The 13,711-nt window shown below is 74.4% G+C and carries 11 protein-coding genes; 6 read left to right on the forward strand and 5 right to left on the reverse strand.

Annotated features, from left to right (window positions below; all coding sequences use genetic code 11):
* Nucleotides 1-308: 308 nt before the first annotated feature.
* Both AB0D67_RS11675 and AB0D67_RS11680 read left to right on the forward strand, forming a co-directional pair.
* On the forward strand, nucleotides 309-1,001 hold the full coding sequence (locus tag AB0D67_RS11675) for a hypothetical protein (RefSeq protein ID WP_362932603.1): 693 nt from the start codon (nucleotides 309-311) through the stop codon (nucleotides 999-1,001).
* Between the two features lie 39 nt (nucleotides 1,002-1,040).
* Nucleotides 1,041-1,745, forward strand: coding sequence for a hypothetical protein (locus AB0D67_RS11680; protein WP_362932605.1), 705 nt, complete (start codon nucleotides 1,041-1,043; stop codon nucleotides 1,743-1,745).
* 104 nt (nucleotides 1,746-1,849) lie between these two features.
* Here the strand turns inward: AB0D67_RS11680 and AB0D67_RS11685 are convergent, their stop codons facing one another.
* Nucleotides 1,850-2,659: an SURF1 family protein gene (locus AB0D67_RS11685; RefSeq protein WP_362932607.1), complete on the reverse strand. Its 810-nt coding sequence runs from the start codon at nucleotides 2,657-2,659 to the stop codon at nucleotides 1,850-1,852.
* Between the two features lie 317 nt (nucleotides 2,660-2,976).
* On the opposite strand from AB0D67_RS11685, the gene AB0D67_RS11690 reads away from it, so the two are divergent.
* Entirely contained in the window at nucleotides 2,977-3,615 is a 639-nt protein-coding gene (locus tag AB0D67_RS11690; protein WP_362932609.1) for a TetR/AcrR family transcriptional regulator, read from the forward strand.
* Nucleotides 3,616-3,705: 90 nt separating this feature from the next.
* On the opposite strand, the gene AB0D67_RS11695 is transcribed toward AB0D67_RS11690, so the two are convergent.
* Nucleotides 3,706-4,035, reverse strand: coding sequence for a hypothetical protein (locus AB0D67_RS11695; RefSeq protein ID WP_362932611.1), 330 nt, complete (start codon nucleotides 4,033-4,035; stop codon nucleotides 3,706-3,708).
* A 228-nt stretch (nucleotides 4,036-4,263) separates the two neighbouring features.
* On the opposite strand from AB0D67_RS11695, the gene AB0D67_RS11700 reads away from it, so the two are divergent.
* Entirely contained in the window at nucleotides 4,264-5,706 is a 1,443-nt protein-coding gene (locus AB0D67_RS11700; RefSeq protein ID WP_362932613.1) for a methyltransferase, read from the forward strand.
* Between the two features lie 484 nt (nucleotides 5,707-6,190).
* Here AB0D67_RS11700 and AB0D67_RS11705 read toward each other — a convergent pair whose 3' ends face one another.
* Nucleotides 6,191-9,481 carry a BTAD domain-containing putative transcriptional regulator gene (locus AB0D67_RS11705; protein WP_362932615.1) on the reverse strand — a complete coding sequence of 1,097 codons (3,291 nt, stop codon included), beginning with the start codon at nucleotides 9,479-9,481 and terminating at the stop codon, nucleotides 6,191-6,193.
* Nucleotides 9,482-9,797: 316 nt separating this feature from the next.
* Between AB0D67_RS11705 and AB0D67_RS11710 the strand changes: the two genes are divergently transcribed.
* Nucleotides 9,798-10,316 (forward strand): hypothetical protein, encoded by a 519-nt coding sequence (locus AB0D67_RS11710; protein ID WP_362932617.1) that lies wholly within the window; start codon nucleotides 9,798-9,800, stop codon nucleotides 10,314-10,316.
* Nucleotides 10,317-10,582: 266 nt separating this feature from the next.
* Here AB0D67_RS11710 and AB0D67_RS11715 read toward each other — a convergent pair whose 3' ends face one another.
* Together AB0D67_RS11715 and AB0D67_RS11720 are read right to left on the reverse strand one after the other, a co-directional pair.
* Complete coding sequence (locus tag AB0D67_RS11715) at nucleotides 10,583-11,227, reverse strand: GNAT family protein (RefSeq protein WP_362932619.1); 645 nt, start codon at nucleotides 11,225-11,227, stop codon at nucleotides 10,583-10,585.
* Nucleotides 11,228-11,392: 165 nt separating this feature from the next.
* Nucleotides 11,393-12,670: a pyridoxal phosphate-dependent aminotransferase gene (locus AB0D67_RS11720; protein WP_362932621.1), complete on the reverse strand. Its 1,278-nt coding sequence runs from the start codon at nucleotides 12,668-12,670 to the stop codon at nucleotides 11,393-11,395.
* Nucleotides 12,671-12,765: 95 nt separating this feature from the next.
* Between AB0D67_RS11720 and AB0D67_RS11725 the strand changes: the two genes are divergently transcribed.
* Entirely contained in the window at nucleotides 12,766-13,704 is a 939-nt protein-coding gene (locus AB0D67_RS11725) for a LysR family transcriptional regulator (RefSeq protein ID WP_362932623.1), read from the forward strand.
* The last annotated feature ends 7 nt before the right edge of the window (nucleotides 13,705-13,711 follow it).

A 13,711-nucleotide genomic window follows, 5' to 3' on the forward strand; every position in this document is an offset into this window, starting at 1 on the left:
AGGGCGGGCCCGCCGATGAGGGTGCCACTCGTGGCGGGCCCTGGGGAATGCCCCTACCCGTAGATCGTCGGGATAACGGCATTCCCCGAAAAAGATCCGTTCCGCGCTGAACGGGCGACGAGAGCCGGTGGAGCAACGGGTGAGCCTGACAAGCGGGACGGGGCAGGGACCGGCGGGGCGAGGTGGGGACCGGCGGGGCGAGGTGGGGCCAGGCGGGACGGGGCGAGGTGGGGACCGGCGGGGCGGGGCGGGGGTGCGGGTCCGCCGGCCGTAACCTGTCCGGCGGGTCCGAGAGCGGGAGGGGCGGCATGCCGACGGTGGTTCCGGCGCGGGACGGTCTGGAGTACGGCGCGCGCCTGGTGCTGCTGTTCGTCCTCGCGCTGTCCTTCGTCGTCGTCCTGGCCGACCAGGACCTGCCGCGCCGTGACGCCGAGGAGCTCATCGCGGACCTGCGCGCGGGGAGGGTCGCCACGGTCGTCTACGACCGTGACTGGCCGGCCTACGGCACCCTGACGTGGTCACGCGGCCCGCTGTCCTGGACCCAGGCCACCCACCGCCAGCCGGACGACGTCTGGGACCACCGGACGGGTGAGCTGGTCCGCCCGGCCCTGGAGCGCCGCCAGGGCGCGTTCCTGGCCCGGGTGCGCGCCGCCGCGGGCCCGTCGGTGGAGATCGTGCGTGGCGGGCCCGCGTGGCTCCGAACGGGCTCACCGGCCTACGCGCGGTGGTGGCCGCCGTTCGCGCCGTTCGCGGTGGCGGCCGAGATGCTGGTGTGGATGATGATGCTCGCCCGCGGGGACCACCGCCTCGCCGGCCGCCGGGCGTGGTTCTGGATCCTGCTGGCCGGTGGTTCGCCGCTCTACGCGCTGCTGGAGCCGTACCCGCTGTGGCGCCGGCCGTACGAGGTGCTGCCGGCGCGTGCGAGGCTCGGCGGCCCGGCGGCGTTCACCCTCGCCGTGACCGCCATGCTCACCCTGACGATGCTGACCACCCCCGCCTGATCGCCCCCAACGGGCGGGCCGCTGAGGTAGTAAGGAAGGATGATCCCCTTTCCTGCCGAGGTGCGGGAAGGCTGGCGGATCGCCGGCCTGGCCGTCCGGATCGTGCTGCTGGCGGTCCTCCTCACGGGCGCGCTGGTGGCGGTGCTGAGCTACGCGCCCACCGCGCGGACCCTGACCGATTTCCGCGCCGCCGTGGCCGCGGACCGGGTGTCGGCCGTCCTCTACCGGGAGCACGGCGGCCTGATCAGGGAGGTCAGGTGGTCCGAGGGACTCCTCGTCTGGCACCAGGTCGTCGACCTGCCGGTCTCCCGCGGGAAGCAGGGGTACGCCGCGGCCGAGTTCTGGCCGGAGATCTCCAGGGTTCCCCCGCGGGCGGTGTCCTCCTTCGGCGACCGGGACGACCCGTCGGGGATCCTCCCCGACTGGCCGTTCCGGGTCCTTCGGTACGGCGGCATCCCCTGGCTCGCGGGCGCCTGGGGGATCTCTTTCCTGATCATGCTCGGCTCGATGCCCCGGCTGGCCAGTCGGTGGGCGTGGATCTGGCTGTTCACCGTGGGCCAGGTCGGCGCGATCGGCTTCCTGCTGCTGGAGCCCCGGCCGCTGTGGTTCCGGGGCGACCGGCAGCCCGCGCCGGTGACGAGGATGAGCGGCTGGCAGGGCTTGGCGATGTCGATCGGCCTGGCGCTCGCCGCCGTGCTCGTCGCGATGGGCGTCGGCATGCTGGCGAGACTGCTGCTGGGCTAGGTCCCGTGGGCCGCCTGACCGGCCGCGGCAGGCGAAAAGGTCCACGGAACGGAACCCGGGCCCGCCCGGGGAGGCGGCCGGGCGCCGATGGGCGTGGGAGCCGGTCAGGCGTCGATCGGTTCGGCGGGCTCCTTCGTGTCCCGCTCCGATCCGTCCGCCGTCCGGCCGGCACGGATGTCGGCGGCCTCGCGGCGGATCAGCAGGATCCAGCCGCCGATCGCGACGGCGATGAACAGCCACCACTGCACGCCGTACGCGAGGTTGAGACCGCCGCCCTCGCCGACGTCCGGCGCGGGCACCGGGACGGGCGCGGCGGCCGCCCGGGGGGACTGGTCGGTCAGCTCCACGAACCCGCCGTAGAGCCGGTACGGCAGGCCGTCGCCGATCCGGCCGGTGTCGATCAGCATGACCTGGCCCGGGGGAAGTCCGGGCCGGTCCTTGATGCCGCTGGTGTCCTGGGTCTCGGCGGGGCGCAGCCGTCCGGTGACGGTCACCCGGCCCGGCGCGGGGGGCGGGACGTCGGGTACGGCGTCGGCCGACGCGCCGGCCTTGACCCAGCCCCGGTTCACCAGCACGGCCTGGCCGTCGCCGGTGACCAGCGGGGTGAGGACGTAGAAGCCGAGCACACCCTCCTGGGGGCGGCGGCGCACCAGGAGCTGGTGGGCCGTGTCGAACGCCCCGGTGGCCGTGACGATGCGGTACTTGTCCTGGGCGCGCACGGCTCCGCCGGGCGTGGTCAGCCGGTCCACGGGCACCGGGCCGGCCGCCAGGTTGGCGGTGGCCTGGTGGCTGGTGGTGGACCGCTCCTCGTAACGCCCGAACTGCCACCGGCCCAGGAACACGAAGGCGGGTATGACCAGCAGCACCACCACGTGCAGGGCGATCCAGCGAGGGGTCAGAAGAAACCGGTACACGCATTCAGGGTAGGCACCGCGGGCACCGCCCCGTCCTTCCGGGTGGGGTGGTGACGTGGGACAGGCGGGGCGGCGGTGTGGGGTGACGGCTCGGCACGGCGGCGATTCGGGATGGCGGCACGGGGCGGTGACTCCGGGCGGCGGTGCGGCACGGTGGCGTGGGACGGCGGCTTGGTGCCGTGAGGCGGAGGGGTGGCACGGCGGCGATTCGGGATGGCGGCTTGGTGCCGTGAGGCGGAGGCGTTAGGATCGGCCGGGCCGGAGCCGTTTCCCGAATCGTTTGCGGAACAAGGTTCTGTTGCCGCACCATGGAATCCGTGAAGACTGCCAAGAGCGGACGTGACGGCCGCTCCCGCATCATCGAGGGCGCCCTGCGGCGGTTCAGCCAGGACGGCGTGTCGGCCACCACTCTGGCCAGCCTCCGCGACGAGAGCGGCGTCAGCGTCGGAAGCTTCTACCACCACTTCGCCAGCAAGGAACACGTCTTCGGCGTGCTCTACGCCGACACCCTGCGCATGTACCAGGAGGCGTTCCTCGCCGAGCTGCGGCGTCACGAGACCGCGCGGGAGGGCATCGAGGCCATCGTCGCGATGCACATGGCCTGGTGCGGGGAGAACCGCGAGCGCGCCCATCTGCTGATCAGTGAGCGGCCGCCCCGGCGCGACGAGCCCGGCGGCACCGAGGTCTCGGAGTCGCGGCGGGCCTTCTTCCGCCAGGTGTCCGACTGGTGGCGCCCGCACATGAAGGAAGGACTGCTCCAGCCGGTCCACCCGACCATGTGTTACGTGCTGTGGCTGGGCCCGGCCACCGAGATGTGCCGCCTGTGGTTCGCCGGCGCCCACCAGCCGACCCAGGACGAGATATCGGGCCTGTGCGACGCCGCCTGGCAGAGCCTGCGCCAGCGGTCCTCCTCGGAACCCGCGCAGGAGGAGGCCGCGCAGGAGGAGCCCGCGTAGGAAAGGCCCGCGCAGGAAGGGCCCGCGCAGGAGGAGCCCGCGCAGGGGTCCCGGACGGCGGACCTCGTCCGCCGCGCGGCGCGGCTCTCCTCAGGGCTCGCGAAGAGGTCCCGGAGCCTTCGCCGGCCGCCGTGCACGGGCGGCGATCCGCCAGGTGGTCCCGTCCAGGGTGATGTCCAGCCGCGCGTCGTGCCGCCTGCGGCGCAGGCCGGGGACGGGCACCCGGTCCTCGGCGTCGAACCCGCCGCGCCGGGCGTGGCCGTACACCAGTTCGCCGGTGAAGACCCGCAGCTCGTCCCGGTTGCCGCACCGGGGGCAGGTCCAGGCCACCAGGTCGGCGCGGCGGTCGTAGTCGTGGCAGGCGGGGAAGTACTCGTCGGGCCGGAAAGGGGTGTCGCAGGCGAGGCAGGGGATCGGCATCCAAGTCCTCCAGGGGCCGCTGTGCCGGCCGGTCATGGTCACTCACCGTGATCAACGGCTATCCTGTCGCGCTTGACCTGCACTTTCATGGCGCTTGCCACTCTCCGTAGTCGATCGGCACTTCCCGTTTCCACCGTTGTCCCGGCCGTACGGCCCGCTCCGCCCGGAACACCGGACCGAAACACCGATCCGTCCGGCGCGGCCGGGCCGCGGTGCGAGGATGGGCCGGTGAACGATCTGTTTGACCGGCTCAGGGAGCTGCTGCTCGACGCCGGATACACCATCGACGGCGTCCGGGAGCGTCTCGGCGAGGTCGCCGCCACCGCGCTGTCCCGGGAGGAGACGGTGCCCGCGCTGCGCGCCACCCGCGACGGGGACCCGCTGGGCACACTGATCCGGCTGTGGTGGCTCGGGGTGCCGGTGGACGCCCCGGCGGGCCTGCCGGTGGCCGAGCTGGCCGCCGCGGGCCTGGTGGCCGCCGACGGCGACCGGGTGGTCTCCACGGTCCACCTCCAGCCCTGGGAGACCGGCGGCTACGTCGTCTCCGACCGCAAGGTCCGCCCCGGGGACCCGGCGCTGCGCCCCGACCACGTCGTCGGCGCGGGCGGCGCGTCGGCGAACCTGGCCCAGCTCGTGACCCGCCGCCCGGTGGAGCGCGCCCTCGACCTGGGCACCGGATGCGGGGTCCAGGTGCTGCACCTGGCCGGGCGGGCCCGGGAGATCGTCGCCACCGACGTCAACCCGCGCGCCCTGGAACTGGCCCGGATCAGCTGGGCGCTCTCCGGGGTCCGCGACGTGGACGCCCGCCAGGGGTCGCTGTTCGAGCCGGTCACCGGGGAGCGGTTCGACCTCGTCGTCTCCAACCCGCCGTTCGTGATCTCCCCGGCCGGACGGTTCACCTACCGCGAGTCCGGCTTCGAAGCCGACGGCTTCTGCCGCGAGCTGGTACGGCAGGCCCCCCGGTTCCTGGCGCCCGGCGGCACCTGCCAGCTCCTGGCCAACTGGCTGCACGTCCGGGGCGAGGACTGGCGCGACCGGGTGGGCGGCTGGCTGACCGGCACCGGATGCGACGGCTGGGTGGTCCAGCGCGACGTCCAGGATCCCGCCGAGTACGTGGAGCTGTGGCTGCGGGACGCCGCCGAACAGGGCACCGCCCGCTACCGCGAGCTGTACGACGGCTGGCTCGGGTGGCTGGAGTCCATGGACGTCACCGGGATCGGGTTCGGCTGGATCACCTTGCACGACTCGGGCAGCCTCGACCCGGTCGTGCGGGTGGAGGAGCTCGGCCAGCGGGTCGAGCTGCCGGTGGGCGGCTACGTGGACGAGGTGCTCGGCTCGATCGCGGCGGCGCACCGGCTGTCCGGCGCGGAACTGCCGGGCGTACGGCTCGCGCTGGCGGAGGGCGTGCTGGAGGAGCGGATCGGCCCGCCCGGCGCCGAGGACCCGTCCGGGATCGTGCTCCGGCAGACCCGGGGGCTGCGCCGTACCGCGCGGGCGGGGACGGTGGAGGCGGCGCTCGCCGGGGTGTGCGACGGCGAGTATCCACTGGGCCCGCTGCTGGCGGCGATCGCCGAACTCACCGGTGAGGACGCCGATGACCTGCTGGAGAAGGCTCCGGAGGCCATCCGGCCGCTGGTCGCCGAGGGGTTTTTCCACATATCCACAGGGTGACCGTCCACAGCCTGTGGACATTCTCCGGCGATCGGTTGTTGATCGGATGTTGAACCCCGTGGGAGAGGCTCTGATCACGGACGCGGCACCCGGGGGGAAGGGACCGCGTCCGGTCCGGCCGGTCGCCGGCATGAGGCGGCCGGCCGTCGGGAGACGCGCCGGACAACCGGGCCCCCTATGCGTCCCCGGCGGTCAGCGACCGGCCGGACACCTGCCCTCGCTGTCCGACCGCCCGGTGTCAGGTCCCCGGTGCGGGAACCAAGACGGGAACCCGATGAACAACCACGCCTGGATGACGCGGCTCGACGACGGCCTGTACGACGGGCTGGAGCCGGTGGCCCCGGCGGCGGACGGTCCGGCCCCGGCCGCCTCGGCGGGCGGGAAGGGAGCGCTGACGGACGGCCCGCCGGTCACGGCGGGCGACGCGGCGGTCTCGACGGACGGTCCGGCGGCTTCGGTGGCCCCGGTGGACGGTCCCGCGGTCTCAGCGGGCGGCGGGGTCGCCGTCGGCGGCGGCCCGGTCGAGCAGCGCCCGCAGGTCGGCGGCCTCGGGGGCGCCGAGCCGGGCGAAGACGTCATGGGCGCGCCGGAGGCAGTCGCGGCTGCGGGCGGCGTCCCCGAGGCCGTCGAGGGCCCGGCCGAGCACCCACAGTGACAGCGCCTCGCCGTACGGGTGGCCGATCTCGCGGCTGACCGTCAGCGCCTGCTCGGCGTGCCGGGTCGCGTCGGCGAACCGCCCGGCGGCGATCAGGGTCTCGGCGAGCCGGGAGCACACCCGCTGCTCCCACACCCGCTGCCGGCTCGCCCGGAAGAAGGCCAGGCACTCGGCGTGGTGGTGGACGGCCTCGTTCAGCCGCCCGACGCGCGACAGCACCATCCCCAGGTGGTAGCGGGCCCGTGCGGTGCCGGGACCGGAGCCGATCTCGGTGAAGAGGGCAAGGCCCTGCTCGGCGGCGGCGATCGCCTCCTCGGCCTGGCCGAGGAACAGGTGGTCGCGGGCGGAGTAGCTCAGCGTCAGGGCCTCGCCGCCGCGCGCGCCCGCCTCCCGGAACGCGGCCCGCGCCGCCTCGAACCAGGACAGTGCCTCGGTGTGCCGGCGCCGGCGGCCGGTCACCACGGCCAGGGCGTTCATCGTCTCGCCGGTGACGATCCCGTCGCCCGCGCCGGACAGGTCCAGCGAGGCGCGGAACTCCTCCTCGGCCTCGGCGAGCCGGTTGGCGTTGAACAGCACCCGGCCGAGCACGTAGTGGCAGCGCATCCGGCAGGAGGCGTCCCCGAGCCGCCGGGCGGCGGCCAGCGTCTCCCTGGCCCGCTGCTCGAACTCGCGGACGTGACTGCCCGACTCCAGCAGCGGCTCCATGGCCAGCAGCAGGTCCGCGCCGGGCAGCAGCCCGCCGGCGTCCCGCACGCCGGACTCCTGGGCGCCGGACGTCTGGGTGCCGGACGTCTGGGTGATGGCCGCGAACAGCGACTCCGCCTCGGCGGACAGCCAGGCCACGGCCTCGTCGGCGGAGGTGAACGCGTGACCTGGCGCGGCCACCGCGATCCGGTCGGCGACCGTGCTGCCGTCGTAGGCGAGGCGGTGCGCCGACCGCGCGGAGGCCAGGTAGAAGTCGAGCAACCGGCGCAGCGCGGCCGCCCCCGTGTCAGCCGTCCCCGTGCCGGCGGCCCCCGCCTCGGTCTCGGTCCGTTCCGCGATCCGGCGGGCGAAGAGCCTGAGCAGGTCGTGGAAGCGGTAACGGCCGGGTGCCGGGGCCTCCAGCAGGCTGGCGTCCACCAGGGACTCCAGGAGGTCCTCGGCGTCGGCCTGACCCAGGCCGAGCAGGGCGGCGGCCGCCCCGACCGAGATGTCGGGTCCGCCGGGCAGGGAGAGCAGCCGGAAGGCGCGGGCCTGATCGGGGCCGAGGTGGCCGTACCCGAGGGCGAAGGTGGCCTCCACCGCGAGGTTGCCGACCCGCATCTCGTCGAGGCGGCGGCGTTCGTCGGCCAGCCGGGGCACCAGCGAGGCGACCGTCCAGGACGGGCGGGCCGCCAGGCGGGCCGCCACGATCCGCACCGCGAGGGGCAGGAATCCGCAGGCGGCGACGACGTCCATGGCCGCGGCGCGTTCGGCCGCCACCCGGTCCGCGCCCGCGACCGTGCCGAACAGGGTGAGCGCCTCGTCGGGCTCCATGACGTCGAGGTCGAACAGCCGGGCCGCCGTCAGGTCGGCCAGCTTGCCGCGGCTGGTCACGATCGCCGCGCAGCCGGGCGTGCCGGGGAGCAGGTGGGCGACCTGCTCGGCGTCCCGGGCGTTGTCCAGCAGCACCAGCATCCGGCGTTCGGCCAGCAGCGAGCGGAACAGCGCCGACCGCTCGGCCAGGCCGTCCGGGATGACGTCGGGCGGCAGTCCCAGCCCGCGCAGGAACGCCGCCAGCGCGGAGTCGGGCGCGACCGGGTCCTCGCCGTAGCCGCGCAGGTCGGCGTAGAGCTGGCCGTCGGGGAACAGTTCCTGCAGGGTGTGCGCGACGTGTACGGCGAGCGTCGTCTTGCCGACGCCGCCGATGCCGGAGATGGCGGCCACCGGGACGCCGTCGGCGCCGTCCCCGGCCGACAGCAGGGCGCGCAGCCGGGAGATGATCCGGTGGCGGCCGGTGAAGTCGTTCACGGCCGCGGGGAGCTGCGCGGGCCGCGGCAGCTCCGGGGGACCCGCCGGGCCCGGCGGATGCGGCGGCGCGGCCGGATGCGACGAATGCTGTGGGTGCTGTGGGTGCTGTCCGGCGGTCTCCGGCCCGTCGCGGTCCGGGCTCCCGGCGGGTGCGGAACCCGCCGCCCCGGCCGCCGGCGGGTTCGGCCCGGCGGATGAGGCGGACGCCGGGGACGCCGGGGACACAGTGGGTACGGAGGACGCGGTGGGCCCCGCGGAGCCGGTGGTGGGACCGGCCGGTTCCCCGGCGCCCGGCGGGGCCGGGACCCGTGCCGGGCCCGGGACGGGAACGGGCGGCGGCGGGACCAGGCTCGGGTCGCCGCTGAGGACCCGTCGGTGCAGCGCGGTCAGCTCGGGTCCCGGCTCGATGCCGAGCTCGCCGACCAGCACGGTCCGGGTGTCGGCGAAGACGGCGAGCGCGTCCCCCTGCCGCCCGCACCGGTAGTAGGCCAGCATCAGCTGGGCGCGCAGCCGCTCGCGGAGCGGGTGCTCGGCGGTCAGCGCGATCAGCTCGGAGACGACGTCGGCGTGCCGGCCCAGCTCCAGGTCGAGGTCCATCAGGGTCTCCAGCACGCTCATCCGGCGTTCGGCGAGCCGGTCGCGCTGGTGTTCGGCGTAGGGACCGACGGCTCCGGACAGCGGCTCGCCGGTGTGCAGCGCCAGGCTCGCCCGCAGGTGCCCGGCGGCCGCGGCGAGGTCGCCGGAACCCCGGGCCGCCTCGGCCTGCCGTACTCCGTGTTCGAAACGGGCCAGGTCGAGGGCGTCGTCGGTCAGGCGCAGCGCGTAGCCCCTGCCCACCGAGGTGAGCAGCTCCGGGCGGGTGCGTGGCGACCTGCCCGGCTCCAGCACGGACCGCAGCCGGGAGACGTAGGTGCGCAGCGCCCCCAGCGCGCGGGGCGGGGCCTCCTCGCCCCAGACCCCGTCGATCATCTCGGCCGGGGTCACCGCCCGGTTCCCGCGCAGCAGCAGCATCGCGAGGATGGAACGTTGCAGGGGCGTGCCGAGATCCAGCTCCCCACCGTCACGCCAGGCTTGGACGGGGCCGAGTACGGCGAAGCGCAACCCGCCCGCGCTGCCCTGATCAGCCATTCCGTGGATCTCCGCCCTAATGGGAAGTTTTATTCGCAAATAATAGATCCTTTATCCCCGATCCACAGGAGAGCGGTGGTTACCCCTCGGTGGCAATCGACATCGTTGATCGGGTATTGATCGGCTGTTGAGCCTCGATGTCGATGATTCCCTATGTCGGGCATGGCGCCATACGGGGGCTGCCATGCCCGACATGTCAGTCAATTGCAGGTATGAAGAAAGATGCGGTAAGCGGGGTGCAGGCGGTCCGGCCTATCAATGAGCCATGGCTCCCCGAACGGAGACGGGAGCCACCTCACCCCCTTGGAGAACCGCAATGCGCACCACCGCCCGTACCCTCCTCGGCCTCGCCGCCGCCGCGGCCGTCCTCGCCGCCACCCCGGCGCTGGCCTCCCCCGCCTCGGCCGCCACGCTCGCCTCCGGCACCGCCGCGGCGACCACGGCGACCGCGGTGACGGCCCCGGGCCACGACTACGACGACCGCTGGGGCCCCTACTACTCCAAGTACTTCGGTCACTCCCGGGCCATGGCGGCCAGGGGCGGGGTGTGGACCGATGACTCCGACCGGGTCCACGTCGAGGGCAGGCTCTACGACAGGTACTCGCCGAGCTGGCTCTGCGGCTACGTCCAGGTCAAGTTCGAGGACACCGACGGCGACGAGTCGATCTACTGGGCCAAGAAGTGCGGCTCCAGCGGCTACCGCTCCTTCCACTTCGCCTCCGAGGACGTCGACAGCGCCCAGGTCCGGGTCTGCTACTGGCACCAGGGCGAGAGCCGGACGAAGATGTGCGGCAGGTGGAAGTACGTCTACGAGGCCGACGGCGACGACGAGTGACGCCGGGTTCCGCTCCCGGGCGGATGTCCGGTCCGTCGGGTCCCGGACGAACCTCGGGCCCGCCCGTTCCCCGGGCGGGCCCTCCGTTCCTAAAAGATCGTCGAAGTGACGGACGGCGGGGAGGGGTCCCCTCCCCGCGGTTCGGCCGCGCGGCCCCGGCCGGGCGGGGCCTGTGCGGTCAGGAGGCCCGGCCGGGCGGGGCGTGCGGCCGTCGTGCGGTCACACGGTCCCGGCCGGACCGGGCCGGGCGTGCGGCCGTCGTGCGGTCAGGCGGCCTCGACCAGACCCAGCCGGGCGTGCAGCCGTTCTCGCACGAGCGGCCACTCGGAGCTGAGGATCGAGTAGTACGCGGTATCTCGGACCGTGTCGTCGGCGCCTCGGGACTCCGCCCGCCGTACACCGTCGAGGTGTGCGCCGAGGGCTTCGATGGCGGTCCGGGAGCGCGCGTTGCGCACGTCGGCCTTGAGGGTGACGCGGTGGACCTGCCACGTCTCGAAGGCGAGGGAGAGCATCAGGTACTTGCTCTCCCGGTTGACACCGGTGCCCTGGGCCGACGCCGCCAGCCAGGTGTAACCGATGTCCGCCACGGACGGGACCTCGCCCACCGCTCCATGTGCGCCCGGTGGCCAGGGCATGGGGCCCTGCCAGTACTCCAGGTTCATGAGACGGGTGGCACCGACGACGCGGTCGGTGTGCAGCCACCGGATGGCGAAGGGCATCGTGCGGCCCTCCGCCTGCTCAGCCAGGGCGGCCTCCACGTAGGAGACCACCTCGCCCCGACCATGGGGCACACGAGTGAAGCCGTAGGTGGAGCGGTCTTCACTCGCCGCGGCGACGAGGTCGTCGACGACCTCGAGGCTGAGCGGCTCCAGGCGCACGAGGCGCCCGGACAGGGTGACGAAAGCGGGCATGAGCACATGATGAGGGCTGCCGACGTGGGCTTTTGCCAAATGATGTGGGGTGTTTCGGTGTCCACCGGGTGAATCACCCTCTATGCCCCGTTTTTCGCGACAAATCCGCAGGTCAGGGACGTGCAGCCTGCCCCCGGGGTGGTCGGCTCGCAGGTAAATTTTCGGTCAAGCTCCCGCATCGCCGAACGCCCGCTGCGGCCGGCGTCCGGCGGCCGTTCCGGCACCCGCGCGAAGACGGCCCAGGACCTCGGACAGACGGTCCAGGGAGGCGGCGATCCAGGGCAGCTCCAGGGGGTCGGGAGCGGCCAGTGCGGCCAGCCGCCGCTCGGCCGTCCCGCCGTACAGGAGGCTGGTCGCCATCCGCACCCGCAGGGCCCGCGGGTCGTCGCCGAAGGCGTGGCCGGGGAGCACCCCGACACCGTGCGCGCCGAGCAGGTGCGCGGCCAGTTCGGCGGAGCCGCCGAAGGGCAGCCCCGAGAAGTCGGGGTACAGGTAGAAGCCGCCGCGCGGCGCGCCGGCCGGGACACCCGCCCCGGCGAGCAGCCCGTGCACGGCCCGCGCGACCGCGCCGTGCAGCCGCCGGCTCCGCTCGATCCGCTCGGTGAGCTCGGGGGGCTCGGTGTAGGCGTGGGCCGCCGCCCGCTGGACGGGCGCCGCGGGGCTGGACCAGATCTCGCTTGCCACCGCGAGCAGCCGGTCGCGCAGCTCCCCCGAGGGGAGGCGGGCCACACCGATCCGCCAGCCGCCCAGGGCGAGGCTCTTGCTGAGCCCGCTGGTGACGATCGTGCGCTCGGGCGCGACGTCGGCCGGGCTGAGGAACTCCGTCGCCGGGTCGTGGACGAGGTCGCGGTAGATCTCGTCGGAGACGATCAGAAGGTCGAGCTCGCGGGCCAGTTCGGCGATCCGCCGGACCGTCGCGGCGCCGGCCAGCGTGCCGGTGGGGTTGTCCGGCAGCGTGACCAGCAGCGCGCTCACCCGGCGTCCCCGGGACCGCGCGTCCAGGACCGCGCCGGCGAGGAGATCGGGATCCGGCACCCCGCCCTCGCCGGGCGGTGACGGGACGGGCAGCGGGCGCACCCCGGCCAGCTCCGCCTGGGCGGCGTAGCTGACCCAGCTCGGCACGGGCAGCACGATGTCACCGCCGATCGCCGGCAGCAGGCCGTACAGCAGGGCCTTGCTGCCGGGACCGCAGACGACCGAGTCCGGGTCGGTGGGCAGCCCCCTGCGGCTCCAGTACCCGGCCGCCGCCTCGCGCAGCTCCGGGATCCCGGCGACCGGGCCGTACCCGTTGTGCCCGGCGGCGTCGGCCAGCCGCTCCCGCAGCACCGGGTGGACCGGCAGACCCGCCTCGCCGAAGGCGAGGTTCAGCACGCGCTCCCCGGCGAGCCGCCTGCGTTCGATCTCCTCGTTGGCCGCCAGCGTGGCGGAAAGGGCGATGCCCATGGGTGCCTCCGGTCGTTGCGGAACGCTCCCCAGCATGGTGAGGTGAGTGCCCCGGAACAACCACCGGTCGCCGTGGGAAGGCGTAAGGAAAACCGATGCTCGATCTGCGCCGCCTGACGGTGATCTGCGAGTTCGCCCGCCGGGGCAGCATCGCGGCGACCGCCGAGGCCCTCGGCTACAGCCCATCCGCCGTCTCCCAGCAACTCGCGGTCCTGGAGCGTGAGGCCGGGGCCGCCCTGCTCGACCGGACGGCCCGCAGCGCCACGCTGACCGACGCCGGCCGCCGCCTCGTCGAGCACGCCGAGCGCATCCTGGCCATGGTGGAGGCCGCCGAGTCCGACCTGTCCGCCCAGGCAGGGACGCCCTCGGGTCACGTCGCCGTCACCGCCTTCCCCACCGCCGCGGTCGCCTTCGCGCCCGCCCTGGCCCGGACGCTGCGCCGGCACACCGGGCTGACCATGCGGATGCGGCAGGCGCCCGCCGGACGCGGAATCGGGCAGGTGCGGTCGGGTGAGGCGGACATCGCCCTGGTGGACGACTGGCACGGCGGGACGCGCGAGGAACCGGCCCCGCTGCGGGTCTTCCCGCTGCTGCGCGACCCCCTGGTGCTCGCGGTGCCGCGCCGGCACCGGCTGGCCGACCCGGAGGAGCCGGTCGACCTGCGGGAACTGCGCGACGAACCGTGGATGGCGACCCCCGAGGGGGAGCCGTCCCGCCTGGCCGTGGACCGCCTGCTGGCCGGCGTCGGCGGCGCCCGGCCGGTGCCGTGGGAGTTCGAGGGACTGGGCACCGTCCTCGGCCTGGTCGCCAAGGGCATCGGCATCGCGGCCGTCCCGGCCCTGACCCTGGCCGCAGGGGTGCGCGGCGTCGCCGTACGCGAGATCCCCGGCTCCCCGACCGTCCGCGAGGTCCACGCCGTGGCGCGGGCCGGGAGCGTTCACCGTCCCGCCGTGGCCGTCACGCTGCGCGCCCTGCACGTCGCCGCGCGCCTGCTGTCCGCCGACCTCGCCCCGGTCCAGCCCGCCGACCGGTAACGTCGGG

Source organism: Streptosporangium sp. NPDC048047, assembly GCF_040653115.1.
Classification (GTDB): Bacteria; Actinomycetota; Actinomycetes; order Streptosporangiales; family Streptosporangiaceae; genus Streptosporangium.

Excerpts from the sequence above, each read along its gene's own strand:
- AB0D67_RS11725 (WP_362932623.1), top strand. The coding sequence starts at position 12,766 with ATGCTCGATCTGCGCCGCCTGACGGTGATCTGCGAGTTCGCCCGCCGG.
- AB0D67_RS11710 (WP_362932617.1), top strand. The coding sequence starts at position 9,798 with ATGCGCACCACCGCCCGTACCCTCCTCGGCCTCGCCGCCGCCGCGGCC.
- AB0D67_RS11715 (WP_362932619.1), bottom strand. The coding sequence starts at position 11,227 with ATGCCCGCTTTCGTCACCCTGTCCGGGCGCCTCGTGCGCCTGGAGCCG.
- AB0D67_RS11695 (WP_362932611.1), bottom strand. The coding sequence starts at position 4,035 with ATGCCGATCCCCTGCCTCGCCTGCGACACCCCTTTCCGGCCCGACGAG.
- AB0D67_RS11705 (WP_362932615.1), bottom strand. The coding sequence starts at position 9,481 with ATGGCTGATCAGGGCAGCGCGGGCGGGTTGCGCTTCGCCGTACTCGGC.
- AB0D67_RS11720 (WP_362932621.1), bottom strand. The coding sequence starts at position 12,670 with ATGGGCATCGCCCTTTCCGCCACGCTGGCGGCCAACGAGGAGATCGAA.
- AB0D67_RS11675 (WP_362932603.1), top strand. The coding sequence starts at position 309 with ATGCCGACGGTGGTTCCGGCGCGGGACGGTCTGGAGTACGGCGCGCGC.
- AB0D67_RS11680 (WP_362932605.1), top strand. The coding sequence starts at position 1,041 with ATGATCCCCTTTCCTGCCGAGGTGCGGGAAGGCTGGCGGATCGCCGGC.